Source organism: Mycobacterium basiliense (assembly GCF_900292015.1).
Taxonomy (GTDB): domain Bacteria; phylum Actinomycetota; class Actinomycetes; order Mycobacteriales; family Mycobacteriaceae; genus Mycobacterium; species Mycobacterium basiliense.
This window is the reverse complement of the sequence record NZ_LR130759.1, coordinates 2,320,613-2,346,496: the sequence shown is the minus strand read 5'-3', so window position 1 is coordinate 2,346,496 and position 25,884 is coordinate 2,320,613. Positions and strand designations below refer to the sequence as shown.

The window sequence follows — 25,884 nt, the reverse complement described above, 5'->3', positions numbered from 1 at the left end:
CTAAAATCTCGATTGCGTTGCGGTATGCGATTGAATTGGTCACTGGCACAAGGCAAGCCGGAGCACCTCAGCAACGCTCGTGTGGCGGCGGTCCCGACCTCTGCCGGTTCTTAGGGCAGCCTGGGTTGCTCCGTCCGGGGGGCATCGAATTCTGCACGTGTGCAGATAAATTCACCCGAGGACCTGGGAAAATTGGGCAACCAGAACTGCGGAATTTGCGATAAAATTCATCGGCCGCTGACGCGTCACACTGGAGGTGCGCGATGTCTTTCGTTATTGCAGATCCGCAGTTTGTGTCCCAAGCGGCCGGGAATCTGGCCCGCATCGGTTCGGTGATCAGCGAGGCGAACTCCGCGGCGGCAGCGGAAACAACCGCCGTGGTGGCCGCCGGGGCCGACGAGGTATCGGCCGCCGTAGCGGCGTTCTTCGACGCACACGGCTTGGGTTACCAGGCACTGTCCGTGCAGGCCGCGGCCTTCCACGACCAGTTCGTACAAAGACTGTTCGGCGGTGCGGCCGCGTATGCCAGCGCCGAGGCCGCCAGCGCCAACCCCTTGCAGGCGGTGCTCGACTTGATCAACACACCCACTCAGGTGCTGTTCAACCGTCCGCTGATCGGCAACGGTACCGACGGTACGGCGGCCAACCCCAACGGCGGGGGCGGCGGGCTGCTGTTCGGCAATGGGGGCAAGGGCTTCTCGTCCTCCACCGCCGGGGTCGCCGGCGGCGCCGGTGGAGCCGCGGGGCTATTCGGCAACGGCGGCGCCGGTGGGACGGGCGGAGGGGGTGCGCTCGGCGGCAACGGCGGCACGGGCGGGCTGCTGCTCGGCAACGGCGGCGCCGGCGGTATGGGCGGCACCGGCAGTACCGCCGGCGCCGGCGGCTCTGCCCTACTGATCGGCATGGGTGGCGCCGGCGGCACCAGCGGTCTGGCTGGGATCGGTGGCCCCGGCGGCAATGGCGGGCTGCTGCTGGGCAATGCCGGTGATGGCGGCAGCGGTGTCTTTGGCGGTGGCAGCGGCGGCCGGGCGTGGCTATTTGGCAACGGTGGCGCCGGAGGGGGCGCGAGCTCCATGGGGAACTCTGGCAATGGCGGTAACGCCGGGTTCTTCATCGGCAACGGCGGCACCGGCGGCACCGGCGGGTCGAACGCCAACGGCGGGATCGGCGGTCAGGCCGGCCTGATCGGCAACGGAGGGGCCGGTGGTGATGGCGGAGGCGTGAGCGGAAACGGGGGCAATGGCGGCAACGCGTTGTTGGTCGGCAATGGCGGTCACGGCGGCACTGGCGGCGGAACCGGCACCGACGGCCTCGGCGGAACGGGCGGGCTGTTGTTCGGCCAGGCCGGCGCCAACGGCTAGTGGTAGCGGCAGGTCAGTCCGCCCCGCCGCGGGTTACGGTTGCGTACGTTTTGCCCACTCGGAGAGACTGATCCCCGAGGTAAGCGCCGCTCAGCCCAACTGAAGGGAACTGCATTGGGGCACTACATCGCCAACGTCCGTGATCTTGAGTTCAACATTTTCGAGGTCCTTGATGTCGGCGCCGTCCTCGGCACCGGACGCTACAGCGAACTCGATACCGATACCGTCCGGACGATCCTGTCCGAAGCGGCTCGATTGGCCGAGGGGCCGATCGCCGAATCCTTCGCCGCCGCCGACCGCAATCCGCCGGTGTTCGACCCCGCTACACACTCCATCAGCGTGTCCGACGAATTGGCCAAGACCGTGCAGGCGATCAAAGACGCCGAGTGGTGGCGGCTGGGCCTGGCCGAGGAGATCGGCGGTATGCCTGCGCCCCCGCCACTCACCTGGGCGGTCAACGAAATGATCTTCTGCGCCAACCCGTCTGCCTGCTTCTTCCTCCTGGGCCCGACGATGGCTCAGTCCCTCTACGTCGAGGGCAACGAGCTGCAGCGGCAATGGGCCGCGATGGGAGTCGAGCGCGGGTGGCAAGCCACCATGGTGCTCACCGAACCCGACGCCGGCTCCGACGTCGGGGCCGGCCGGGCCAAAGCCATCGAACAACCCGATGGCACCTGGCACATCGAAGGAGTGAAGCGGTTCATTTCCGGTGGCGACGTGGGCGACACAACTGAGAACATCTTCCATCTGGTGTTGGCCCGCCCCGAAGGCGCCGGACCAGGTACCAAGGGGTTGAGTCTTTTCTACGTGCCCAACTACCTGTTCGATCCCGACACCGGCGAGCTCGGGCCGCGCAACGGCGTCTATGTCACCGGCCTGGAACACAAGATGGGCCTGAAGTCCTCCCCCACCTGCGAGGTGACCTTCGGCGCCACCGATGTGCCCGCGGTTGGTTACCTGGTGGGCGGCGTGCACAACGGGATCGCGCAGATGTTCACCGTGATCGAACACGCTCGGATGACCATCGGGGTCAAGTCCTGCGGCACATTGTCCACGGGCTACCTCAATGCGCTCGCCTATGCCAAGGAGCGGGTGCAGGGTGCGGATTTGACCCAGATGACCGACAAGACCGCGCCGCGGGTCACGATCATGCACCACCCCGATGTGCGCCGCAGTCTCATGACTCAGAAGGCCTACGCCGAAGGCCTGCGGGCGCTCTACCTCTACGCGGCGGCACACCAGGATGATGCTGTCGCACAACATGTTTCGGGCGCAGACCACGACATGGCGCATCGTGTGGACGATCTGTTGTTGCCCGTGGTCAAAGGGGTCGGCTCGGAACGCGCCTATGAAATCCTTACCGAATCGCTGCAGACCCTGGGCGGTTCGGGGTTCTTGTCGGACTACCCGATCGAGCAGTACATCCGCGACGCCAAGATCGATTCCCTCTATGAGGGCACCACCGCCATCCAGTCGCTGGACTTCTTCTTCCGCAAGATCGTGCGCGACCACGGTCAGGCGCTGCAGTTTGTGACCGCTCAAATCAGCCAGACCATCGACAACATCGATCCGGCGCTGAAACCACAAGCCGCGCTGCTGCAGACCGCGCTCGACGACGTCACCGCGATGACGGGAGCGCTGACCACATACCTGATGTCGGCCGCGCAACACCCGACAGACATCTACAAGGTGGGGTTGGCGTCGGTGCGATACCTGCTCGCGGTGGGCGACTTAATCATCGGTTGGCGACTATTGGTGCAGGCCGGCGTCGCGCACGCCGCGCTGGCCGGCCCGGACACCAAGGACGACCCGAACGGTGACACCGCCTTCTACCAGGGCAAGATCGCCGTGGCGGCCTTCTTCGCCAAGAATATGCTGCCGAAACTATCCGGGGTGCGCACCGTCATCGAGTCCATCGACGATGAGATCATGCGCGTTTCCGAAGACGCCTTCTGAGGCGTCCGTCTGCGGTCGGCGCCGCACCGATGCCCGCCAAATCCGCTGCCGCCGAGGGCAACCTTGCCTTCGGCCGCGACGCCGCATGGCCGGTGGCGACCCCCCGGGGGGGCCTCGAAGTCCGGGCGCCGGTGGGCAGGAGCTAAACGGTAAAGCCGAGCGCGCGAAGTTGCTCGCGCCCGTCATCGGTGATCTTGTCCGGACCCCAGGGTGGGTTCCATACCCAGTTGATGCGGATCTCGTCGACCAGGCCGCTGCCCACCAAGGCACTGCGCGACTGATCCTCGATGACGTCGGTCAGCGGGCAAGCCGCCGATGTCAAGGTCATGTCGATCAGTGCGACGGTCCCGTCGTCGCAATCCGCCACGTCAACCCCGTAAACCAGTCCCAGGTCCACGACGTTGATCCCCAGCTCCGGGTCGACGACGTCATGCATCGCCTCCTCGACGTCGGCGAGCAACTCCTCGTTGGCAGCAGTGGTTTCACTCATTGGTGGCCTCCTCCAAATCTTCACCGTCGTCGACCAGCGCCGATGCCGCAATGGCTTGGACCAGCGCGTCTTTGAAAGCCATCCAGCCCAGCAGCGCACACTTCACCCGGGCCGGATATTTCGCGACTCCCGAAAACGCCACTCCGTCGCCCAGAACGTCCTCATCGCCCTGCACAGTTCCGCGTGAGGACACCATCTCGCTGAAGGCATCGATGGTCTTCATTGCCACTGGCACCGTTTGGCCGATCACTTGCTGGGTCAATACCGAGGTCGATGCCTGGCTGATCGAGCAACCTTGACCATCGTAGGAAACATCGGCCACCGTCGTCCCGTCGTTCGACAGCGCGACCCGCAGGGTGATCTCGTCGCCGCAGATCGGGTTCACGTGGTAGACCTCCGCGCCGAACGGCGCCCGCAACCCGCGATGCTGAGGGTGCTTGTAGTGATCGAGGATCACGTCCTGATACATCTGCTCCAGTCGCAACTTCAGGATCTCCCAAAGAAGTTCAGCGAACGGCGTATGCCGGCCAGCAAACGCTCAACCTCATCGACGGTGTTGTACACCGCGAAAGACGCCCGCGCCGTCGCGGCCACACCAAACCTGCGATGCAGGGGTAACGCGCAGTGATGACCGACCCGCACGGCAACGCCGTCATCATCGAGCACTTGACCAACGTCATGGGCATGCACACCATCGACGACGAATGACACCGGCGACCCCCGGTTCTCCATCGATGTGGGCCCGATGATGCGCACACCGTCGATACCGGATAGTCCATCGATGGCCGCCGCGACCAGCTCACGCTCATGGGCTTCCACGGCGTTCATGCCAATGGCACTCAGATAGCGTGCCGCCGCTGCCAAGCCGACCACCTGGGAGGTCATCGGGGTACCCGCCTCGAATCGCTGCGGTGCCGGGGCATAGGTACTGGCTTCCATGGCGACGGTCTCGATCATCGAACCGCCGGTGAGAAACGGGGGCATCTGGGCCAGCAGCTCACGACGGCCGTACAGCACACCGATTCCGTTGGGGCCCAGCATCTTATGTCCGGAGAATGCGGCGAAATCGACACCCAGCCCCGGAAAGTCGACCGGCTGGTGCGGTACCGACTGGCAGGCGTCCAACACGGTATGCGCGCCCACCGCCTTGGCCCGCGACACCAATTCGGCAACCGGAGCCAACGCACCGGTCACATTCGAATGATGGGTGAACGCAACGACCTTGACACGCTCATCGAGCCGCAGTGAATCCAGATCGATGCGCCCCTCATCGGTTACGCCATACCAGCGCAAGGTGGCCCCGGTGCGCCGGGCCAGCTCCTGCCAGGGAATTAGGTTGGCATGATGCTCCAGCTCGGTGGTGACAATGACGTCACCCGGCCCGACCGCAAGCTCGAAACGACTGTCCCCAAACACATAGGACACCAGGTTCAGCGACTCCGTGGCATTCTTGGTGAACACCAGCTCGTCAGGTTGGGCCCCGACGAACGTCGCAATGTCGGCGCGCCCCTGTTCATAGGCGTCGGTCGCCTCCTCCATCAGCTGGTGTGCACCGCGATGGACGGCACCGTTGCACGTGGTCAAAAATTCGCGCTCGGCGTCGAGCACCTGCAGTGGGCGTTGAGACGTTGCGCCCGAATCCAAGTACGCCAACGGGTTTCCGCTGCGCATGATGCGCTTGAGGATCGGGAAGTCAGCACGGATCGCGGCAAGATCCAGCGGAGTGACGGAAGCAGTCATGGGTCAGACCCCGGTGGCCGCCGTCTGGGTGAAGCGGACGTAGCCGTTCTGCTCAAGTTCGTCGGCAAGCTCGGGCCCGCCGGACTCGGCGATGCGGCCGCCGACGAACACGTGCACGTATTCCGGATGGATGTAGCGCAGGATGCGGGTGTAGTGGGTGATCAGCAGGATGCCACCGTGCTCTGCTTCGGCATAACGGTTCACGCCCTCGCTGACCACGCGCAGTGCGTCCACGTCCAGGCCGGAGTCGGTTTCATCGAGGACGGCGATCTTTGGCTTAAGCAGCTCTAACTGCAGGATCTCATGGCGCTTCTTTTCTCCGCCCGAGAAACCTTCGTTGACGCTGCGCTCGGCGAACGACGGGTCGATGTCCAAGGCGGCCATGGCAGCCTTGACCTCTTTGACCCAGTGCCGCAGCTTCGGCGCCTCGCCCCGGATGGCCGTCGCCGCCGAGCGCAGGAAGTTCGACACCGAGACGCCGGACACCTCGACGGGATACTGCATCGCCAGAAACAGTCCGGCCCGCGCGCGCTCGTCGATACTCATCGCCAGCACATCCGCGCCGTCCAGCGTGATCGAACCCGAAGTCACCTGGTACTTGGGGTGACCGGCAACGGCATAGGACAGGGTGGACTTGCCGGAGCCGTTGGGACCCATCAAGGCATGTGTCTCACCGGATTTCACGGTCAGGTCTACCCCGTTGAGGATCGGGATCTCGGTGGCGTCGGGGCTTTCGACGCTCACGTGCAGGTCTTTGATTTCCAGAATGGTCATGAGGCGGTTGTCTTCTCCGTTGCCTTTGCTTCTGTGATGGCCAGTTCGTGTTCGATGGCTGCGGTCAGGCGCTCGCGTATCTCGGGCACCGCGATCTTGGAGATGATCTCGCCGAAGAAGCCCCGGATCACCAGCCGGCGAGCCTGCTCTTCCGGGATGCCGCGCGAGCACAGATAGAACAGTTGCTCGTCGTCGAAGCGGCCAGTGGCGCTGGCATGTCCGGCACCAGCGATTTCTCCGGTCTCGATCTCCAGGTTGGGTACCGAGTCGGCACGGGCGCCGTCGGTGAGCACCAAGTTGCGGTTCACCTCGAAGGTGTCGGTGCCGGTGGCCGCGGCACGAATCAGCACGTCCCCCACCCAGACGGTGTGCGCGTCGGGTAGTGACGACGCCGGATCCCCTTGCAGCGCACCCTTGTACAACACGTTGGACTTACAGTCGGGGTGCGCGTGGTCCACCAGCAGCCGCGACTCAAGGTGTTGGCCGTCGTCGGCGAAATACAGGCCCAGCAGTTCGGCATCGCCACCGGGCCCGGAGAACCGCACGTTGGCCGACATCCGCACCACCTCACCGCCCAACGTGACAGAGATGTGGCGAAGCACCGCGTCCTTGCCGAGGCGAGCGTGGTGTGCGGTGAGGTGCACCATGTCGTCGGCCCAGTCGGCGATCCACACAACGGTGAGTCGCGCCGCGTCGTCAACGACGAACTCGACGTTGTCGGCGTAGGTTCCACTGCCCCGGAGGTCGATCACCACCACGGCCTCGCCGAGTTCTTCGACCCTGATCTGCAGGTGCCCGTAGGCCACCGCACCGTCGCCGGGCCCGGTGACCGTGATGTTCACCGGATCCGCAATCTGCGTGTCCCGGCCGACGGTGACCAGCGTCGCGGCGTTGAACGACGAGAACGCTTGGGCTGCAACCCGGTCGGCGGGCACACCGCCCTGACCCAGGCGATCGTCACCACGGCGGACGGTCTCGGTGCGCAAGCCGGGGTGCTCGCTGACGGTGATCTTGGCCGCACCGGTGGCGAGCGCGGAACCGTCGTGCAGGCCGCGCAGTCGCTTCAGCGGGGTAAAGCGCCAGAGTTCATCGCGTCCATGTGGAACCTCGAAAGCCTCAACGTCGAAGGATGCGAAAAGTTCGCCCTTGTTGAGTGCGGCATTGGCGGGGGCGGACGTCATCCGACCGCGCCCTCCATCTGCAGCTCGATCAGCCGGTTGAGCTCGAGCGCGTATTCCATGGGGAGTTCTTTGGCGATCGGCTCCACGAAGCCGCGCACCACCATCGCCATGGCCTCGTCCTCGGTCAGACCGCGACTCATGAGGTAGAACAGCTGGTTCTCGCTGACCTTCGACACGGTGGCCTCATGGCCCATCGTGACGTCGTCTTCGCGAATGTCGACGTAGGGATAGGTGTCGCTGCGGCTTATCGTATCGACCAGCAGCGCATCACATTTCACGCTGGACTTGGAGCCGTTCGCGCCTTTGTTCACCTGAACCAGACCTCGATACGAGGTACGGCCGCCGCCACGCGCCACCGACTTGGACACGATGTTGCTCGAGGTGTTGGGCGCCAGGTGCAGCATCTTGGCCCCGGTGTCCTGGTGCTGGTCTTCGCCGGCGAACGCCACCGACAGCACTTCGCCTTTGGCGTGCTCACCGGTCATCCACACCGCCGGGTATTTCATCGTCACCTTGGACCCGATGTTGCCGTCGATCCATTCCATGGTGGCGCCCGCCTCGGCGCGGGCCCGCTTGGTCACCAGGTTGTAGACGTTGTTCGACCAGTTCTGGATGGTGGTGTAGCGAACGCGCGCATGCGGCTTGACGACGATCTCGACCACCGCCGAGTGCAGTGAGTCCGACTTGTAGATCGGCGCGGTACAGCCTTCGACGTAGTGCACGTAGGAGCCTTCGTCGGCGATGATCAACGTCCGCTCGAACTGGCCCATGTTCTCGGTGTTGATCCGGAAGTAGGCCTGTAGCGGGATGTCGACGTGCACCCCGGGCGGGACATAGATAAAGCTGCCGCCCGACCACACCGCGGTGTTCAACGCCGAGAACTTGTTGTCCCCGGCGGGGATAACGGTGCCGAAGTACTCCTTGAAGATCTCTGGGTGTTCCCGCAGACCGGTGTCGGTGTCAAGGAAGATGACGCCTTGGGCCTCCAAATCCTCCCGGATCTGGTGGTACACCACCTCGGACTCGTACTGGGCGGCCACGCCCGCAACCAGACGCTGCTTCTCGGCCTCCGGGATGCCCAGCCGATCGTAGGTGTTGCGGATGTCTTCGGGCAGATCGTCCCAGCTCGCGGCCTGCTTCTCGGTGGAGCGAACAAAGTATTTGATGTTGTCGAAGTCGATGCCCTCGAGGTTGGAACCCCACTTGGGCATGGGCTTGCGGTCGAAGATGCGCAAGGCCTTGAGTCGGGTTTCCAGCATCCATTCGGGTTCGCTCTTCTTGGCGGAGATGTCGCGGACAACCGCCGCTGAAAGACCTCGCCTGGCCGAGGCGCCGGCGACATCCGAGTCCGCCCAACCGTAGCCGTACTTACCCAGCGAAGCGATGGCCTCTTCCTGGGTCAACGGCTCGGCCGCGGTCTTGGCCTCTGGTGTGAGTGTCATGCGGACGCTCCTCTGGTGCTCGTGATGTGTTGGCGCGGGCTGGGCGCCGGCGTTAGTGGCACATGGGTTGTGCAGGCACAGTCTCCGTTGACAATGGTCGCCAACCGCTGCACGTGGGTACCGAGCACCTCGGCCATAGCCTCCTGCTCGGCTTCACACAACTCCGGGAATTCCTCGGCAACATGGGAAACCGGGCAGTGATGCTGGCAGATTTGCACACCGTGGATCGGCAAGCCCACCCGGGTGGTGGTGGCGACGTAGCCAGCGCTGGTCAACGCAGTGGCGATCCGGTCGGCCGCGGCTTCCAGGGCGGCGTCGTCGGGACCGTCAGCCGCCGTGACATCGGCCAGAATCGCATCGATCCGGCGCCGCGCAAACGTGCGGACCGCATCCTCGCCGCCGATTTCTCGCAGTTGCCGCATCGCCGCGGCGGCCAGATCGTCGTAGGCGTGGTCTAGTTTGGCCCGGCCGCCCGCGGTCAGTCGGTAGCGTTTCGCGGGCCGTCCCCGGCCCGCTTGCTGCCACGGCGCCGCAGCCGCGGACTCCGCGTCGCCCGCTTCGATCAATGCGTCGAGGTGACGCCGTACGCCGGCGGCCGACAGGCCCAGCCGGTCGCCGATCTCGCCGGCGGTGATGGACCCGGATTCCAGCAGAAGGCGCACGATGGCGCGGCGAGTGTGACCATCCGAGCCCGCAGCGGTCGCCGGGGCAGCCTCGTGGGCAGCCGCTAGCTCCGATCGGATTTTCACAACACTAGTGTGACGCAATTCCGGGAATCGGTCCAGCAAGCGAGGTCAGGTGAGGGGTTGCATCCGTCACACATCGACCACACAACCACGACACATCGACTACGCGGAGATCGCTTGCCCGATCGCACCGCTCCGCGGCGGGCCGCGTCGTCGCCGGGGCTAGGCTGCTCTGATGGCAGCCCGCCACCACACGCTGAGCTCATCGATCGCCAGCTTGCATGGCGACGAGCAGGCGGTGGGTTCGCCGCTGAATGCCGCCGAACTCAGCGCACTGCGGCGCACCCGGTTGTTCGGCGCCACCGGCACCGTCCTGATGGGCGTCGGCGCGCTGGGCGCGGGGGCCAGGCCGGTCGTACAGGATCCCACCTTCGGCGTCCGGCTACTGAATCTGCCATCGCGAATCCAGACGGTGTCGTTGACGATGACGACCACCGGGGCCGTCATGATGGCCTTGGCCTGGCTGATGCTGGGCCGGTTCGCGCTGGGCAAACGTCGCATGTCGCGCGGCGAACTGGATCGCACCCTGCTGTTGTGGATGCTGCCGTTGTTGGTCGCCCCGCCGATGTACAGCAAGGACGTCTATTCCTACCTGGCCCAAAGCCAGATCGCACGCGACGGGCTCGACCCCTATCGGGTGGGGCCGGCATCCGGGCTCGGCCTAGGCCATGTCTTCACATTGTCGGTGCCCAGCCTGTGGCGGGAGACGCCGGCACCCTACGGTCCCCTGTTTTTGTGGATCGGTCGCGGAATCTCCCACCTCACCGGGGAGAACATCGTCGCGGCCGTGCTCTTCCATCGGCTGGTGGTATTGATCGGGGTGGCGTTGATCGTCTGGGCAACGCCGCGTCTTGCCCAGCGCTGCGGGGTCGCCGAAGTGAGCGCGCTATGGCTCGGCGCGGCCAATCCGCTGCTGTTCATGCACCTGGTCGCCGGCATCCACAACGAAGCGCTGATGCTCGGGATGATGCTGGCCGGCGCCGAATTCGCGTTGCGTGGCCTAGATGCCCCCCAACTGCTACCCACGTCGTGGCGGGTCAAGGCGCTCGCGCAATGGGAACCCCTGGGCATGCTGGCGGCGGGGTCGATCCTGATCACGCTGTCATCGCAGGTAAAGCTCCCCTCGCTGCTGGCACTGGGCTTTATCACCATGGCACTGGCATACCGCTGCGGTGGCACCATCAAGGCGCTGCTACTCGCCGGTGGTGCGATGGCCGGCTTGGCCGTGTCGGTGATGGCGATTGTCGGTTGGGCCAGCGGACTGGGGTTCGGCTGGATGTACACACTGGGCACCGCCAACGTGGTGCGCAGCTGGATGTCACCGCCGACGCTGCTGGCACTGGGCACCGGGCAGGTGGGGATCTTGCTGGGCCTCGGCGATCACACCACCGCGGTGCTGTCCCTGACGCGCGCCATGGGTGTGCTGATCATCATGGTGATGGTCAGCTGGCTGTTGCTGGCGGTCTTTCGCGGCCGACTGCACCCGATCGGAGGCCTTGGAGTGGCACTCGGTCTCACCGTGTTGTTGTTCCCCGTGGTGCAGCCCTGGTATTTGCTCTGGGCAATCATTCCGCTGGCCGCCTGGGCGACCCGCACGGGATTCCGGGTGGCAGCCATCGTCGTTACCCTCATCGTCGGCATCTTCGGCCCCACGGCCAATGGTGATCGCTTCGCGTTGTTCCAGATCGTGGATGCCACGCTGGCCAGCGCGATCATTGTGCTGGTGCTGATCGCACTGACCTACCAACGGTTACCGTGGCGCGGACTACCCGCTGACGCCGCGGAACAAGACCAACCAGCGGCGCCGGCGACTGAGCCTGCGGTGACCCGGCGTCCGACGTCGGCACCCGACGCCTACGCTGACTCCACGTGAGCTCGGCGCCCAGCGAACCCCCGGCCCCCGAAATCGTGGTGCGGCTCCGTGGGGTCGGTAAACACTATGGATCGCTAAATGCCGTCACCAACCTCGATCTCGAGGTACACGCCGCAGAGGTGCTGGCGCTGCTAGGTCCCAACGGGGCCGGCAAGACGACGACGGTGGAAATGTGTGAGGGTTTCGTACGCCCGGACACCGGCACCATCGAGGTATTGGGGCTGGACCCGATCGCCGACAACGCGCGCCTGCGCCCGCGTATCGGCGTGATGCTGCAGGGCGGCGGCGGCTACCCAGCGGCGCGCGCCGGCGAAATGCTCGACCTCGTCGCGGCCTATGCGGCCGATCCGTTGGATCCGCGTTGGTTACTCGACACCTTGGGCCTCACCGACGTCGCAAACACCACCTTCCGCCGGCTCTCCGGGGGGCAGCAGCAACGGCTTGCGCTGGCCTGTGCCCTGGTGGGCCGTCCTGAGCTGGTATTCCTCGACGAACCCACCGCGGGCATGGATGCCCATGCCCGCCTCCTGGTGTGGGAATTGATCGACGCCCTGCGACGCGACGGCGTGACCGTGCTGCTGACCACCCATCAACTCAAAGAGGCGGAAGAGCTTGCCGACCGGTTGGTGATCATCGACCACGGCGTCACGGTGGCAGCGGGTACGCCGTCGGAATTGATGCGCAGCGGGGCCAAGGACCAGCTGCGGTTTACCGCACCGCCGCGGCTGGATCTGTCGTTGTTGGCCACGGCATTGCCGGAGGATTACCAGTCCAGCGAGATCACGCCCGGTGAGTACCTGGTCGAAGGTCCAATCACCCCACAAGTGCTGGCCACCGTCACCGCCTGGTGTGCTCGCATCGACGTGCTCGCCACCGATATGCGGGTCGAGCAGCGCAGCCTTGAGGACGTCTTCTTGGACATGACTGGCAGAAAGTTGCGACCGTGACGCAAAGCAAGACCGACGGCCCCCTGTTTCCCCCGGGCACCTTCGCCCCTGACCCGCGGCCCAATGCCGTGTCCCGAATGCTGGCCGCCCAGTTCAGCCTGGAGCTGAAGCTGTTGCTGCGCAACGGCGAGCAGCTGCTGCTGACCATGTTCATCCCGATCACGTTGTTGGTCGGGATGACGCTGCTGCCGCTGGGCTCCTTCGGACCGCACCGCGCCGCTACGTTTGTTCCGGTCATCATGGCACTGGCGGTCATCTCCACCGCGTTTACCGGACAGGCCATCGCGGTCGCGTTCGATCGCCGGTACGGAGCGTTGAAGCGACTGGGGGCAACCCCATTGCCGGTCTGGGGCATCATCGTCGGCAAGTCCCTGGCCGTGGTTGCCGTGGTGTTCCTGCAGGCGGTCATCCTGGGAGCCATCGGCTTTGCGCTCGGTTGGCGTCCGGCGCCGGCGGCCTTGGCGTTGGGCGCGGCCGTTATCGCATTGGGCACCGCGGGATTTGCCGCCCTTGGCCTGCTGCTCGGCGGAACCCTACGGGCCGAGATCGTTTTGGCGGTGGCCAACCTGATGTGGTTCGTGTTCGCCGGATTCGGCGCCCTGACGCTGGAGACGGACATCATTCCGACGGCGGTCAAGTGGGCCGCTCGTCTTACTCCGTCGGGCGCACTCACCGAGGCGCTCTCACAGGCGATGACCCTGTCGATGGACTGGTTCGGCGTCGTTGTCCTGGCGGTGTGGGGAACGCTGGCGGGGCTCGCGGCGCGCCGCTGGTTCCGATTCACCTGACCGGTCGGCACACCTGGCCTGGAATCTCGGCCCGACGCCCACTTCTACTACGCGGCGTAGTTATCGCTACGATCGGGCGGTGACCCTCGGACGAGCCGTGTTGCGGTGGGTGGATCTGCTCCCCGATCCCAGCCTGCGTGTGCAGCGGATTATTGCCGCGGCCGTCATCCTGACCCAGGGGGGCATCGCGGTCACCGGCGCGATCGTCCGCGTTACCGCATCGGGCCTGGGATGCCCCACCTGGCCGCAATGTTTTCCGGGCAGCTTCACACCGGTGGCGGTCGCGGAGGTGCCACGCATCCACCAGGCCGTCGAATTCGGCAACCGGATGATCACCTTCGCGGTGGTCATCACCGCGGGGCTGGCCGTACTCGCCGTCACCCGGGCACGCCGGCGGACCGAGGTTCTGGTCTATGCGTGGCTCATGCCGGCTTCGACGGTGGTGCAGGCGGTGATCGGTGGCATCACGGTGCGCACCGGGCTGCTGTGGTGGACGGTGGCCATCCACCTGCTGGCGTCGATGACGATGGTGTGGTTGTCGGTGGTGCTGTATGTCAAGGTCGGCCAACCCGACAATGGGGTTATTCGGCAGCTGGTGGCCGGGCCGCTGCGTGCACTGACGGTGGTGAGCGCATTGAATCTGGCTGCGGTCCTGGTCACCGGCACCCTGGTAACCGCGGCCGGCCCCCATGCCGGCGACAAGAGCCCAAGCCGAACCGTGCCGCGACTAAAAATCGAAATCAACACCCTGGTGCATCTGCATTCGTCGCTGCTGATCTCCTACCTGGCATTGCTGATCGGGCTGGGATTCGGGCTGTTGGCCGTCGCCGCCGGCCGGCCAACCATGAGCCGGCTCGCAGTGCTACTCGCCTTGGTCTTTGCCCAGGCCGGTATCGGCACCGTGCAGTATTTCAGCGGTGTGCCCGCGGCCCTGGTTGCCATCCACGTGGCCGGGGCCGCCGCGTGCACGGCGGCGACCGCGGCGCTATGGGCGTCGATGCGAGAACGGGCCCAGCCCGAGGCGCTGCAAAGCTGACTCCACGCACAGCGCAAATTCACGCTGGCCCCGTTCACGGGTATCCGCGTCTAGCCGGCGCCAGCCCAGCGACGGGTCCACCAATTGCAGCTCAAGCAGCTCGCTTCCGACCAGATGCACTCGCGCATAAAGCAATTCGCCGAAGGCTACCCTCACCTGCGCCATCGCCGCGGCCAGGGCCGCGGCCCCCACGTCCCAGACTTCAAAGTCGGGCTCGCCCTGGCGCACGGCGTTGCCCTGGGTGGTAAATGCGTGTGACGGCCGTCCGCCAAGAAAAATCAACACCGTTTCGGGTAGCGACCCGCCGGCGCGTACCAACACCGTCTGTCCGCATTCGTGCAGTTCGGCGACGTGCACGGCGGCCGCCGAGTGGTCACTAAAGCGACGCGTTCCGGAGCCGAGGGCTGGGCTGACAAAGACGTGACCGGAACCCGGCGGCCGAAGCGGCTCCCCCGGCTCACACTGCTGGCCGGGCAGCATAGGCACTCCCCGATCCGCCAGGTCATCGAGATAGCGCCGGTCGGCATTCCACGCCACGACGGCGGGAGGATTCAACACGTTGGCGAGGCCGGTCGTCCACGGCAGAAACTCGTCCAGCCGGCGCGCGTAGTCGCGGGTGGCGCGCAGGATCACCAGGTCCGCGTCGCCGACGTCGGGATCGTCCCAGGACGCCCAATGGGCCGGCAAACCACGGCGGCGCAAGGCCGCAACCAGCCCAGCGTCGTCTCCGTCGCCGGTGGGATGGCGCGGCCAACCGGCCAGCACGACCCGCGGATGGAAGACGTCCGGTCGGGCAAGCTTCATGGTCGGGCATGATAGCCAGGTGCATGCAATCGAAGTCAGCGAAACCGGCGGCCCCGACGTCCTACGTTATGTCGACACGCCGCAACCCCAACCCGGGCACGGCGCACTGGTGATCAAGACCGAGGCGGTAGGAGTCAACTTCATCGACACCTATTTCCGCTCCGGAAGCTACCCCCGGGAACTGCCCTTCATCATCGGTTCAGAGGTGTGCGGCACGGTGGCCGCGTTGGGCGATGGAGCGGAGACGGCCCCGGCTGGCACGGCAGGAAGCGGCATCCGGGTGGGTGATCGGGTGGTCAGCGCTTCGGCGAACGGCGGATACGCCGAATTCTGCACTGCGCCGACCATGTTGACCGCCAAGGTGCCGGAGGGCGTCACCTCAGAAGTGGCGGCGTCGGCGATGCTCAAGGGCCTGACCGCGCACTACCTGCTGAAGTCGGTATATCCCGTGCAGAGCGGCGACACCATCTTGGTGCACGCCGGCGCCGGAGGCGTCGGGCTGATCCTGACACAGTGGGCAACCCATCTCGGTGTGCGTGTGATCACCACCGTCTCAACTCCCGAGAAGGCCACATTGTCCAGGGATGCCGGTGCGGTCGAGGTGCTGGACTACCCCAAGGACCCGTGGGAGTTCGGCGGGAAGGTTCGCGCGCTGACCGATGGCGCGGGTGTGGCAGCGGTGTACGACGGCGTCGGGGCCACCACGTTCGATGCCAGCCTGGCCAGCCTGGCGGTGCGTGGAACGCTGGCGCTGTTCGGTGCCGCCAGCGGTCCCGTTCCGCCGGTGGATCCCCAGCGACTCAACGCCTCCGGATCGGTCTATCTGACTCGTCCGTCGCTGTTTCACTTCGTCCGAACAGGCGAGGAATTCAGTTGGCGGGCAGCCGAATTGTTCGACGCGATCGGCAGCGGTGCGATCACCGTCGAGGTCGGCGGCCGCTATCCGCTGGCCGAGGCGGCTCGCGCGCATAGGGACTTGGAGGCCCGCAAGACCGTGGGCTCGGTCGTGTTATTGCCCTAGCCTGAACCGGAGTCGATCGTCGGCGCGGTGCGGTCGGCTGTGCGGCGTGCCGGCGAACTTCCGCTCAATGTTGCTTGGCGGAGTCGCCAGTTTGCCTAGCTCGCCAACGCAGGGCCTCGAGCGCGACGGCAACGCGGACCGTGGAATCGTCGAGTGGCCGCGGCAACAGCCGTTGAGCGGCCTCAAGCCGATTCATCAAGGTATTGCGGTGCGTGTAGAGCAAGCGCGCCGCACGAGACGCATTGCATTGCTGGTTGATGAAGGTCAACAGGGTGGATTGCAGAACGGGGCTGGCCGCCTCGAATTCCCCGAGCGTTTTCGCGATGAAGTCATCTGCGCTCACGGCGTTTTCGGTTAACAGCGCAACCATGTCGACATCAGCGAAAAAGGCGAAGCGTTGCGGCGACCTCAACCGGATCATCATGCGAGCTGTGGTAAGAGCATCGCCGTGGCTGCGGCGGAAACCGTCGATTCCCGGCACAGTGGTTCCGACGGCGATGCGTACCTGCGGTGCATTGTGTAGCAACTGGCGAATGTGGTCGCCATCGAGGGCATCGACGTCTCGCAGCCAGACCCAGCGCGTAGCGGTGCTGGCTACGACGGCAAGTGCGCTCGGGCATCCGACAGCGTGGTTGAAGGCATCGACGACCCGGTCCAACATGTCGGAGTCGGCGTCGGGCTGGTCACTCCAAATGATGGCGGCAGTGTGTGACCGGTCAAGGGGATAGCCCAACCGAGCTTCGGCGTACTCGCGGTTAACCGGCGCACCGTCGAGTAGCAATTCGACTATCTTGCGGCGCTCGGCGCGGATGTTGCGGGTCAGCTCGTGGTGCTCCAACTCCATCTGCGTGGCGATGCCGGCAAGGGTGGTGTCAATGAACGCGGTGGCCGCCCGAAATGGCACGTTGAGCAGATCGCGCAGCTCTTGAGGGTCAGAAGTCAGTCCGAACGCGATGTCAGTCCAGCGCTGCCAGGCCACGTTTTGCCCGACGCGATAGACGTCAGGAGTCAGCGTTTCCAGACCCAGGCGTACTAAATCCCGAGCCATGCGCAGCGGCTCGGTACCCAAATTTGCTGGAACCGGCTCGCCGGGATTTCGCAAATTGGCGGCAGCAAAGTGGCGCAGGTTCGCGCGATTGGAGCTCTTGATGACGGTGGCCAAGTCTGGGTTGTCTGCGATCGGTGGTGCCGCGGCCAGCGTAGCGCGGTCAAATTCCTCAAGCCACTGCTCACTGGGATTGAGTGCGACACGTGCCGCTTCGCGGATCAACTCGCGTACGCGCGTCGAAGGTTCCCGGGATGCCACAAGCAGATCCTAAAGCAATCGCGCACATTGCATCGCTCAATTGCAGTGGACCCAGGCGATTTGCACCCGCAAACGCTGCGAAGCGGAACTAATAGTCGTTAGAGCGCCCGGATACTGCAAACACCTTGGCGTCCGCAGAGATCGACATAACGTGCGATTACAGCGATCGTCAAGTGTGGACCGGTATGGTTGCTGGGACCTGGCATGTCGTTCGCGAACGTGGCCCCCGAATTTGTGGTCACAGCGACATCGGATCTGGTATCAATCGGGTCGGCAATCAACGCTGCCAATGCGACCGCACCGCCGATCACTCAGTTGCTGGCGACGGCGCAGCACGAAGTGTCGGCGGCGATTGCGGCGGTCGGCGGAGCCCACGCCCAGCAATATCAGGCGCTGAGCGCCCGCGCGGCAGAAATTCCTGGTCAGTTTGTGCAGGGGTTGACCCGTGATGTGCCGAACGCGCCCATCCTGCCGTTGTTTGGGATGCCCGTTGATCGGCACCGGCCGGTGGGGCCGGCGCCCACTCCGGCGCCACCAGCATGCAGGCCGTCATGATGAGGCCGGTTGCGGTGACCGACGTCATAGCACGACGACCGCCACTCCACCGACCCATGGGTTTCCCGGCGGTCGGGTGGATGGGCGACAACGGTGGACCGGTTGATAGAGCGGTACCGGCGGCACGACGCTGTGAGCGCCGCCGACATCAGCACCAAGAACGGTGGCGTGAGCGAGAGGCGCTGGCGGAGTCGGTAGGGCCGGTGGTACGGGCTGGATTTTCGGCTCCGGCGGCACCGAAGGCTCCGGTCCGGCATCAAGGCGGGCGGCACCTATCAGGTGGCCATCCGCCACCAACGTCCTAGCCAAACCGGACGACGCTGCCGGGCGTCAGCCGCTCCACTCGCCCATGGCATTCGACTTCTACCGGTGGTACATCGCGTGGTTCCACGCTAATTTCCGCGCCCTTCCCGCTCACCCGCAGGTGTAGGTGGTTACCGCGATAGTGAATCGGAAACCCGAGTGCACCAAGATATTCCGGCCAATGCGGGGATAGCACGATGCGGTCGTCACGAATCTCAAGACCGGTGAAGCAGCGCTGCACGAAATCGACACTGCCGGCCATCGCGGCCAGGTGGACGCCCTCCGCGGTGGTACCCCCTTGGATGTCGGCGACATCGGATTCGAGCACCTGCTGGAAGAACTCCAGGGCACGATCCCGATTGGCCCTGGCCAGCACCCAGCCATGGACCGCGGCGCTCAGCGTCGACCCGTGCGACGTACGCGCCATGTAGTAGTCCACCATCTCTGGGATCTGACCCGAATCCATGTGGTAGCCGAGCCGGTTCAAAAGCTCAACCAGTTCATTGGCCGACAACAGGTACAGCAGCATGAGCGCGTCGGCCTGTTTGGACGCCCGATATCGGTTGACGTCGTCGTTCTCGGCTTCCAGGATGCGGTCGAGCCGCTGGATGTTGCCGTACTTGCCCCGATACGCAGCCCAGTCCAGTTCCAACAGTTGTTGGTAGCCGTCGAACTGGCTGATCACACCGTCGTGGAACGGAACGAACATGCGTCTGCTGACGTGGTCCCAGCCGGCGAGTTCGTCGTCGGTCAAACCGAGTTTCTCGTAGAGATCCAGCCGGTTCGGCAACGGCATCAGACTCAGCGCATCGATCGCCCGCAGGATTGCCCAGGCCGCCATCACGTTGGTGTAGGCGTTGTTGTCCACGCCGTCGTATGGGCGGTCCGGGTAACCGGAGTGGAATTCGTCGGGCCCGATGACGCCGTTGATGCTGAACCGATCCGTCACGGCATCATAGGTGGTCCTGCTCACCCAGAACCGAGCAATCTCGGCCATCATCTCGGTCCCATAGTCGATCATGAAAGCCAAATCACCCGTTACTTGATAGAACTGCCACACGTTGTAGGCGACGGCGATGCCGATGTGGTGCGCGCGGTGACTCGCATCGGGTATCCAACGACCCGACCTCGGATTGAGGTGCTGTTCCGGGCTTTCCTCGCGCCCGTCGCTACCGGACTGCCACGGATACATGGCGCCGCGGTAGCCCGCCAACTTCGCCGCGCGCCGCGCCTCCATCAGTCGCCGATACCGATACAGCAGCAGTGATCGGGTCACCGTTGGCAGTCGCAGGTTCAGTACTGGGAAGATGAACAGCTCGTCCCAGAAAATGTGTCCGCGGTAGGCCTCACCGTGCAATCCACGGGCAGGTACCCCGACATCAAGATCGGCGCTGTTGTAGGAGACCGTCTGCAGCAAGTGCAGCAGATGTAACCGCAAGACCCGTAATTCTTCTGTGTGATTGGAGAATTCGATCGATAACCGTTCCCATAGGTGTGCCCAGGCAAGCCGGTGGGCGGCACAGATCTCGGCGAATCTTCCCTGACGGCCCAGCCGACGCTCGGCACCGATCGCCGGGTGCGAGGTGGCCACATCGCGCCCGCTCACCAAGGCGACAACCTTCTCCACGGTCAACGGCTGACCCTGCCTGGCTTCGGTGAAGATCTCGTGGCCGATCTCGAATTCTTCATCGAGCAACCGATACGTCGCCGAGACTGGCTCGTCACCGTGCCACAAGCTGGTCCGCACGGCGATCGCGACCGGAATCTTCGACTGGCTGGTCTCGACCGCCATTAGCACCGAATTCTCGGACAACACAGTCTTTTTCAGGCCCTGCAGGTGGTTGCCCGCCAAGTTTCGATAGCGCTCGACCCCGGAGTTGCGCACGTTGCCATCGACTGCCGACCGGATCTCGATGGCGCCCGACCAATCTTCGGCCACGACGGTGGTTTGCAACGCTGCCACATGCGCCTGGTCCATCGACACGAACCGATGCTGGGTCACCGAGGTGGTGCGCGCGGCGCCGTCCCGGAAGCTCAGCTCCCGGGTCAACACCGCACCTCGCAGGTCAAGGGCCTGGCGGTAGGACAGCAACGTCACTTCGTCGATGTCGAACCAATCACCGCCATCGATGCGGAAGGTCAATGGAAGCCAATTGGGCAGATTCACCAGGCTTTCGTGTGCGGTACGGGTACCGCCGATCAGGTCATCCAGCCTGTTGTACACACCGCCGGAATACGTTGCCGGGTAATGCACTTGGCCAGCTTTCGATTCGGGGGCTGCACCGCGGGTGGCAAAGTAGCCGTTACCGACGGTGCACAGCGCTTCGCGCAGCTTCTCGTTGGGCGGATCGTAGCCCTCGAATATGAAAGTCCATCCACGAGAATGCGTTTCGCGACCGCGCTGCAGCCAGGCAGCGCCACGCCGAATGAAATCACGGACCTCGGTTGGGTTTCGCAGCTTAAAGTTGGCTGCGGTCGGGCGATCACCGTCCTCGTCGTGGCAGACCACGATCCCGATGCCGCTGAACCGCAGCGCGTCGAAGGCGTCCTCGTCGGTGAGGTTGTCACCGACGTAGATCGGCAATACCCGATCGGACCCGAAGATGAGCGTGCGAATCCAGGCCAGGGCGGCGCCCTGGTGCCAGTCAAGGTCGGGCCGCAGCTCGATGACTTTGCGCCCGCTGGTCACCCGAAGGCCGTGCCGGCGGCCGTGGCGGTGCGCTGCGGCGATGACCTGGGCCCGCTGGTCGCGCGCCACATTGCGGAAGTGCACCGCGACGGCAAAGTGCCTGTGTTCGACCCGCGCGCCCAGAAGCTGGGACAGTTCGTCGCCCAAATCGCTGGCCGCACGGGCAAGCGCGGCTGTCGCCGCGCCCGCCGCCTCATGCTGGTGGTGGGTACCGTCGGGCGCGACCAGTTCGAAGCCGTGGCTGCCGGCGTACCAGATACCCGGCACCCCCACCCGTTCGCGGATATCGGTCAGATCGCGTCCGGACAAGATGGCGACCGGGCACTGCTTCGACAGGTGTTCGAGCGCCTCGGCGGCGCCGTCGACGAGCAGCGCGCTATCGGGGTCCGACACGATTTCCGAGAGCGTGCCGTCGTAGTCAAGACAGACCAATAGCTGCCGACCGGCGGCCATCCCGATTACCTGCCCGTAGGAATCCAGCGCGTTGGGGCGCTGCGACAAACGCTCGTCGCCGGTACGCACAGTGACTTCTACGAGGCTGGCGGCGACGACGTCGGCGCCGCATTGCTGCAGTGGGCCGGCGCATCCGTCCCGGTCCAGGCCGATGACGAGGGCGAAGCCGCACGCACGGGCCGCCGCCACTCCGGCAGGTGCTTCGGCGATGACCGCCGATCGCTTAACGTCCACTCCCAGCTCCGCGGCGGCGGTCAATAGGCCCTCCCGGTAGGGCTTCGCGGGCGAGCCAGCGACGCTGACCGATGCGTCGATCCGAGTGCCAAGAGGTTCGGCAAGTCCGGCCGCCTCCAGCACCCGTACCCTCCGGCTTGCCGGCCAATAGGCTGCGGTTGCCACCCCGGCCGACCAGAGCTGGCGGACCAGCGCGCCGATGGGTTCCCAGGCCGAGCCCGTGGTGTCCACAACCTCGGCCGCGTCTCCTTCGAGCACAAGGATCACCCCGTCGTGCAGACGCGGGTCGACGGTGACGAACCTCATCGTGGCAATCCCCTAGCCCGAATATTCCGAACAGGTAGTCACCCAATCGTTGCGCGCGCCCCCAGCGAAATGAACCTCTCCACAGCCCTCGGAGCATTTCGGCGCCTGACTGGTGACAAAGGTCCCGCCGCACGGAAGCCCACTCTGCTTGCGGCCGTCGATCCGCCTGCGGCCGTTAGCGGGTAGCTCTTGAGGAATCGCATGCACAACTCCGAAGAGTCGGTGACGCTGAAGACATCCGTCATGACGAAAGCGTGGCGAGCACCTCGGGAAGCCTCGGATCGACGCGGTGGGCGATGGTGTCCTCGCGCCGCACGACATAACGCTCGGTGCGCCCCAAAACCGGCGGCAGCACCAACGCGCTGGTGACCGTTTCGCCGGTCATCGGTAAGACCGACGATCGCAGTTCATCAGCGAGGCTCACGGTGGTGCGGTCCCCTCCCACCGCAGGTGCTCGACCACCCGCGACGGTGCCGTGCGGGCCGTGGAGAAAACGTGAATGGCTCCCGAATGTACTAGTCAGGGCCGGTGGACGGTCGTCATCCGAGCAGCGTGGGCAGCCCTATCGCCGAGTCGATCGCCAACGCGCAAAAAACCAGCGCCAAGTAGTTGTTCGATTGCAGGAAAAGCCGCAGCGGCTTGACCGGTTCACCAGCACGAACGCCGGTGTAGAGCTGATGCGCCATCGCCAGGAACCAGACTCCCGCAACCGCGGCGACCACGGCGTACAACCACCCCGTCGCCACCGCCAACACCATGGTGGCGGCCACGGTAAGCCAGGTGTAGATCAGGATCTGCTTGGTGACTTGTTGCTCTGTGGCCACGGCCGGCAGCATCGGTACGCCGGCCACTTTGTAGTCCTCCTTGTACCGCATCGCCAATGCCCAGGTATGCGGCGGGGTCCAGAAGAAGATAATCGCGAACATCACCAGCGCCGGCCAGGCGACCGTGCCGGTGATTGCCGACCAGCCGATCATTACCGGCATGCAGCCGGCCGCGCCGCCCCACACCACGTTTTGTGAGGTCCGGCGCTTGAGTAGCAATGTGTAGACGAAGACGTAGAACGCGACGGTGGCCAGCGCAAGCAAGCCGGACAGCAGATTCGTGGTCCACCACAGCCAGAAGAACGAAACCACGGTCAGCGCCAACCCGAGGGCCAGCGCGTTCCTGGTCGGCACCGCTGCGCGGGCAAGCGGCCGTCGCGCCGTTCGCTTCATCACCTTGTCGATATCGGCGTCGGCGACACAGTTGAGCGTGTTGGCGCCGCCGGCGGCCATCATGCCACCGATCAGCGTGTTGAGAATAAGCAGCGGGTGCACGGCGCCTCGATCGGCAAGCAACATCGCCGGGATCGCGGTGACCAGCAGCAACTCGATGACCCGCGGCTTAGTCAACGCCACATAGGCCAGCACCGTATCCAGCGCCCGGCTTCGCCACGAGACGCTGCGCGGTCGACTACTCCGCCGGGCGGCGCCAGTTATCCGGCCCGGCGCGACGCGCCCGTCAACGCTCACGCAATAACTCCTCGGGGAATCGCAGCCGCGCACAGCTTCTACTACGCACGATGGTAGACGGCACCGCATGGACCTTAGCGCCGCGGGTCAATTCACAGTAATTTCCCCGGCCGTGCGGCACTGATGACAAAGCGTTAACAGTCGACACGATATTTTCAGTTGGGCCCCGATGGGTATCCGAGATCGAGGCCTGCAACCGCCTGTCATCCCCCACTAGGGTGGGATTGATCAGTTTGATGATCTGAGGATTGAGGACTGAATTTGTGACCACACTCGAAGAGATCTCCGCGCTCACCCAACCGCGCCATCCCGACGACTGGACCGAGATCGATTCGGCTGCGGTCGATACCGTCCGGGTGCTGGCCGCCGATGCGGTGCAGAAGGTCGGTAACGGCCACCCCGGCACGGCGATGAGCCTGGCGCCCCTGGCCTACACCCTGTTTCAGCGCGCGATGCGCCACGATCCCAGTGACACCACCTGGCTTGGCCGCGACCGGTTCGTGTTGTCCTGCGGGCACAGCAGCCTGACCCTCTACATACAGCTCTACCTGGGCGGCTTCGGGCTGGAACTGTCCGACATCGAGTCGCTGCGGACCTGGGGATCCAAAACTCCGGGCCACCCGGAGTTCCGGCACACCAAAGCCGTGGAAATCACCACCGGGCCGCTGGGACAGGGGTTAGCGTCGGCGGTCGGGATGGCGATGGCGGCACGTTATGAGCGTGGCTTGTTCGACCCAGACGCCGAACCGGGAACCAGTCCCTTCGACCACTACATCTACGTGATCGCCTCCGACGGTGACATCGAAGAAGGGGTGACCTCCGAAGCCTCGTCGTTGGCCGCCGTCCAGCAGCTGGGCAACCTGATCGTGTTTTACGACCACAACCAGATCTCGATCGAGGACGACACCAACATCGCGCTCTGTGAGGACACCGCGGCTCGCTACCGCGCATACGGCTGGCATGTGCAGGAGGTGGAGGGCGGCGAAAACGTGGTCGGGATCGAAGAGGCCATCGCCAAGGCGAAAGCCGAAACCGATCGGCCGTCGTTCATCTCGTTGCGCACCATCATCGGCTACCCGGCACCGAACTTGATGAACACCGGCAAGGCGCACGGCGCGGCCCTGGGGGACGACGAAGTGGCGGCCGTGAAGAAGATCCTCGGATTCGATCCCGAGAAGACATTCGAGGTTCGTGCGGACGTCATCACCCACACCCGGGGTCTGGTTGCCCGGGGCAAGGAGGCACACGACAGCTGGCAGGTGCAATTCGATGAGTGGGCACAGCGTGAGCCGGACCGCAAAGCCTTGCTGGACCGACTGACGGCCCAGCAGTTGCCCGAGGGCTGGGACGTCGATGTGCCGCACTGGGAAGCCGGGTCCAAGGCACTGGCTACCCGCGCGGCGTCCGGTGAGGTGCTGGCCGCTGTCGGGCCGAAACTGCCCGAGTTGTGGGGCGGTTCGGCCGACCTGGCGGGGAGCAACAACACCACCATCAAAGGTGCGGATTCCTTTGGCCCGCCGTCGATCTCGACTAAGGATTACACCGCACACTGGTATGGACGCACGCTGCACTTCGGTGTTCGCGAACACGCCATGGGTGCCATCCTGTCCGGCATCGCGCTGCACGGCCCCACCCGAGCGTACGGTGGCACCTTCCTACAGTTCTCCGACTACATGCGCCCGGCGGTGCGCCTGGCGGCGTTGATGGATATCGACACCATCTACGTCTGGACACACGATTCGATCGGGCTGGGTGAGGACGGCCCCACCCATCAGCCCATCGAGCATCTTTCGGCGCTGCGGGCGATCCCCCGGCTCTCGGTGGTGCGTCCGGCCGACGCCAACGAGACTGCGTATGCCTGGCACACCATCTTGGCGCGGGGCAACGGCAGTGGCCCGGTCGGCTTGATCTTGACCCGACAAGGCGTACCCGTGCTGGAAGGGACCAACGCCGAGGGCGTTTCGCGCGGCGGCTACGTGCTTGGTCGCGAGCCGGAGGGAGAAGAGCCCGACGTCGTGTTGATCGCCACCGGTTCCGAGGTACAGCTCGCGGTTGAGGCGCAGAAGCTGTTGGCCGACAACGACATCATCGCGCGGGTGGTCTCCATGCCATGTGTGGAGTGGTTCGAGTCCCAGCCGGAGGACTATCGCGACGCCGTGTTGCCACCCGCGGTATCGGCCCGAGTGGCCGTTGAGGCCGGCGTCGCGCAGTGCTGGCACAAACTGGTCGGCGACACGGGCGAGATCGTCTCGATCGAGCACTACGGGGAATCCGCCGACTACAAGACGCTGTTCCGCGAGTACGGCTTTACCGCTGAAGCCGTTGCCGCCGCCGCGGAGCGAGCACTGGAAAACTGAGAAAGGGC

Annotated in this window: 21 protein-coding genes; 9 read left to right on the top strand and 12 right to left on the bottom strand. The window is 65.0% G+C overall.

Annotated features, from left to right (window positions below):
- Window positions 1–263 precede the first annotated feature (263 nt).
- Window positions 264–1,361 (top strand): PE family protein, encoded by a 1,098-nt coding sequence (locus MB901379_RS10115; RefSeq protein ID WP_158016585.1) that lies wholly within the window; start codon window positions 264–266, stop codon window positions 1,359–1,361.
- A gap of 114 nt (window positions 1,362–1,475) precedes the next feature.
- A complete protein-coding gene (locus MB901379_RS10110) occupies window positions 1,476–3,317 on the top strand; it encodes an acyl-CoA dehydrogenase (RefSeq protein ID WP_158016584.1) in 1,842 nt (613 codons plus the stop codon).
- A gap of 142 nt (window positions 3,318–3,459) precedes the next feature.
- Here MB901379_RS10110 and MB901379_RS10105 read toward each other — a convergent pair whose 3' ends face one another.
- From MB901379_RS10105 to MB901379_RS10075, 7 genes are read right to left on the bottom strand one after another with little or no spacing between them, the layout of a single operon-like run.
- Window positions 3,460–3,807, bottom strand: coding sequence for a metal-sulfur cluster assembly factor (locus MB901379_RS10105; RefSeq protein ID WP_158016583.1), 348 nt, complete (start codon window positions 3,805–3,807; stop codon window positions 3,460–3,462).
- Window positions 3,800–4,297, bottom strand: coding sequence for a Fe-S cluster assembly sulfur transfer protein SufU (gene sufU, locus MB901379_RS10100; RefSeq protein ID WP_158019070.1), 498 nt, complete (start codon window positions 4,295–4,297; stop codon window positions 3,800–3,802). Before sufU ends, MB901379_RS10105 begins: the two co-directional genes overlap by 8 nt.
- Window positions 4,294–5,547, bottom strand: a complete 1,254-nt coding sequence (locus MB901379_RS10095) for a cysteine desulfurase (protein WP_158016582.1) — start codon at window positions 5,545–5,547, stop codon at window positions 4,294–4,296. The genes sufU and MB901379_RS10095 overlap by 4 nt, the downstream gene beginning before the upstream one ends.
- 3 nt (window positions 5,548–5,550) lie before the next feature.
- Window positions 5,551–6,321, bottom strand: coding sequence for a Fe-S cluster assembly ATPase SufC (gene sufC, locus MB901379_RS10090; RefSeq protein ID WP_158016581.1), 771 nt, complete (start codon window positions 6,319–6,321; stop codon window positions 5,551–5,553).
- Window positions 6,318–7,502 (bottom strand): Fe-S cluster assembly protein SufD, encoded by a 1,185-nt coding sequence (gene sufD, locus MB901379_RS10085; protein ID WP_158016580.1) that lies wholly within the window; start codon window positions 7,500–7,502, stop codon window positions 6,318–6,320. The genes sufC and sufD overlap by 4 nt, the downstream gene beginning before the upstream one ends.
- A complete protein-coding gene (gene sufB / locus MB901379_RS10080) occupies window positions 7,499–8,944 on the bottom strand; it encodes a Fe-S cluster assembly protein SufB (protein WP_158016579.1) in 1,446 nt (481 codons plus the stop codon). Before sufB ends, sufD begins: the two co-directional genes overlap by 4 nt.
- Entirely contained in the window at window positions 8,941–9,732 is a 792-nt protein-coding gene (locus tag MB901379_RS10075) for a helix-turn-helix transcriptional regulator (protein WP_158016578.1), read from the bottom strand. The genes sufB and MB901379_RS10075 overlap by 4 nt, the downstream gene beginning before the upstream one ends.
- Before the next feature lie 133 nt (window positions 9,733–9,865).
- Between MB901379_RS10075 and mptB the strand changes: the two genes are divergently transcribed.
- From mptB to MB901379_RS10055, 4 genes are all read left to right on the top strand, one after another.
- Window positions 9,866–11,563: a polyprenol phosphomannose-dependent alpha 1,6 mannosyltransferase MptB gene (gene mptB, locus MB901379_RS10070; RefSeq protein WP_158016577.1), complete on the top strand. Its 1,698-nt coding sequence runs from the start codon at window positions 9,866–9,868 to the stop codon at window positions 11,561–11,563.
- On the top strand, window positions 11,560–12,510 hold the full coding sequence (locus tag MB901379_RS10065) for an ABC transporter ATP-binding protein (protein WP_158016576.1): 951 nt from the start codon (window positions 11,560–11,562) through the stop codon (window positions 12,508–12,510). Before mptB ends, MB901379_RS10065 begins: the two co-directional genes overlap by 4 nt.
- Window positions 12,511–12,587: 77 nt before the next feature.
- A complete protein-coding gene (locus MB901379_RS10060; protein ID WP_408632374.1) occupies window positions 12,588–13,298 on the top strand; it encodes an ABC transporter permease in 711 nt (236 codons plus the stop codon).
- Between the two features lie 109 nt (window positions 13,299–13,407).
- Complete coding sequence (locus MB901379_RS10055) at window positions 13,408–14,334, top strand: COX15/CtaA family protein (protein ID WP_174237084.1); 927 nt, start codon at window positions 13,408–13,410, stop codon at window positions 14,332–14,334.
- Here the strand turns inward: MB901379_RS10055 and MB901379_RS10050 are convergent.
- The gene (locus MB901379_RS10050; protein WP_158016574.1) at window positions 14,284–15,138 is read right to left on the bottom strand and encodes an ATP-grasp domain-containing protein; all 855 of its coding nucleotides are present in this window, start codon (window positions 15,136–15,138) and stop codon (window positions 14,284–14,286) included. The two genes, MB901379_RS10055 and MB901379_RS10050, sit on opposite strands and share 51 nt — an antisense overlap.
- A gap of 19 nt (window positions 15,139–15,157) precedes the next feature.
- Here MB901379_RS10050 and MB901379_RS10045 point away from each other — a divergent pair, with 19 nt between their 5' ends.
- On the top strand, window positions 15,158–16,159 hold the full coding sequence (locus MB901379_RS10045) for a quinone oxidoreductase family protein (RefSeq protein ID WP_158016573.1): 1,002 nt from the start codon (window positions 15,158–15,160) through the stop codon (window positions 16,157–16,159).
- 64 nt (window positions 16,160–16,223) lie between these two features.
- Here MB901379_RS10045 and MB901379_RS10040 read toward each other — a convergent pair whose 3' ends face one another.
- On the bottom strand, window positions 16,224–17,465 hold the full coding sequence (locus MB901379_RS10040) for an Rv1453 family transcriptional regulator (protein WP_158016572.1): 1,242 nt from the start codon (window positions 17,463–17,465) through the stop codon (window positions 16,224–16,226).
- A 204-nt stretch (window positions 17,466–17,669) separates the two neighbouring features.
- Here MB901379_RS10040 and MB901379_RS10035 point away from each other — a divergent pair, with 204 nt between their 5' ends.
- Window positions 17,670–18,020 (top strand): PE family protein, encoded by a 351-nt coding sequence (locus MB901379_RS10035; RefSeq protein WP_158016571.1) that lies wholly within the window; start codon window positions 17,670–17,672, stop codon window positions 18,018–18,020.
- Between the two features lie 301 nt (window positions 18,021–18,321).
- Here MB901379_RS10035 and otsB read toward each other — a convergent pair whose 3' ends face one another.
- From otsB to MB901379_RS10020, 3 genes are all read right to left on the bottom strand, one after another.
- A complete protein-coding gene (gene otsB / locus MB901379_RS10030; RefSeq protein WP_158016570.1) occupies window positions 18,322–22,005 on the bottom strand; it encodes a trehalose-phosphatase in 3,684 nt (1,227 codons plus the stop codon).
- A gap of 241 nt (window positions 22,006–22,246) precedes the next feature.
- Window positions 22,247–22,429, bottom strand: a complete 183-nt coding sequence (locus MB901379_RS10025; RefSeq protein ID WP_158016569.1) for a hypothetical protein — start codon at window positions 22,427–22,429, stop codon at window positions 22,247–22,249.
- Window positions 22,430–22,544: 115 nt separating this feature from the next.
- On the bottom strand, window positions 22,545–23,519 hold the full coding sequence (locus MB901379_RS10020; protein WP_158016568.1) for a heme o synthase: 975 nt from the start codon (window positions 23,517–23,519) through the stop codon (window positions 22,545–22,547).
- Window positions 23,520–23,782: 263 nt separating this feature from the next.
- On the opposite strand from MB901379_RS10020, the gene tkt reads away from it, so the two are divergent.
- Window positions 23,783–25,876: a transketolase gene (gene tkt / locus MB901379_RS10015; RefSeq protein ID WP_158016567.1), complete on the top strand. Its 2,094-nt coding sequence runs from the start codon at window positions 23,783–23,785 to the stop codon at window positions 25,874–25,876.
- The last annotated feature ends 8 nt before the right edge of the window (window positions 25,877–25,884 follow it).

Excerpts from the sequence above, each read along its gene's own strand:
- MB901379_RS10115 (WP_158016585.1), top strand. The coding sequence starts at position 264 with ATGTCTTTCGTTATTGCAGATCCGCAGTTTGTGTCCCAAGCGGCCGGG.
- MB901379_RS10105 (WP_158016583.1), bottom strand. The coding sequence starts at position 3,807 with ATGAGTGAAACCACTGCTGCCAACGAGGAGTTGCTCGCCGACGTCGAG.
- MB901379_RS10095 (WP_158016582.1), bottom strand. The coding sequence starts at position 5,547 with ATGACTGCTTCCGTCACTCCGCTGGATCTTGCCGCGATCCGTGCTGAC.
- sufC (WP_158016581.1), bottom strand. The coding sequence starts at position 6,321 with ATGACCATTCTGGAAATCAAAGACCTGCACGTGAGCGTCGAAAGCCCC.
- sufD (WP_158016580.1), bottom strand. The coding sequence starts at position 7,502 with ATGACGTCCGCCCCCGCCAATGCCGCACTCAACAAGGGCGAACTTTTC.
- sufB (WP_158016579.1), bottom strand. The coding sequence starts at position 8,944 with ATGACACTCACACCAGAGGCCAAGACCGCGGCCGAGCCGTTGACCCAG.
- mptB (WP_158016577.1), top strand. The coding sequence starts at position 9,866 with ATGGCAGCCCGCCACCACACGCTGAGCTCATCGATCGCCAGCTTGCAT.
- MB901379_RS10060 (WP_408632374.1), top strand. The coding sequence starts at position 12,588 with ATGCTGGCCGCCCAGTTCAGCCTGGAGCTGAAGCTGTTGCTGCGCAAC.
- MB901379_RS10050 (WP_158016574.1), bottom strand. The coding sequence starts at position 15,138 with ATGAAGCTTGCCCGACCGGACGTCTTCCATCCGCGGGTCGTGCTGGCC.
- MB901379_RS10035 (WP_158016571.1), top strand. The coding sequence starts at position 17,670 with ATGTCGTTCGCGAACGTGGCCCCCGAATTTGTGGTCACAGCGACATCG.
- otsB (WP_158016570.1), bottom strand. The coding sequence starts at position 22,005 with ATGAGGTTCGTCACCGTCGACCCGCGTCTGCACGACGGGGTGATCCTT.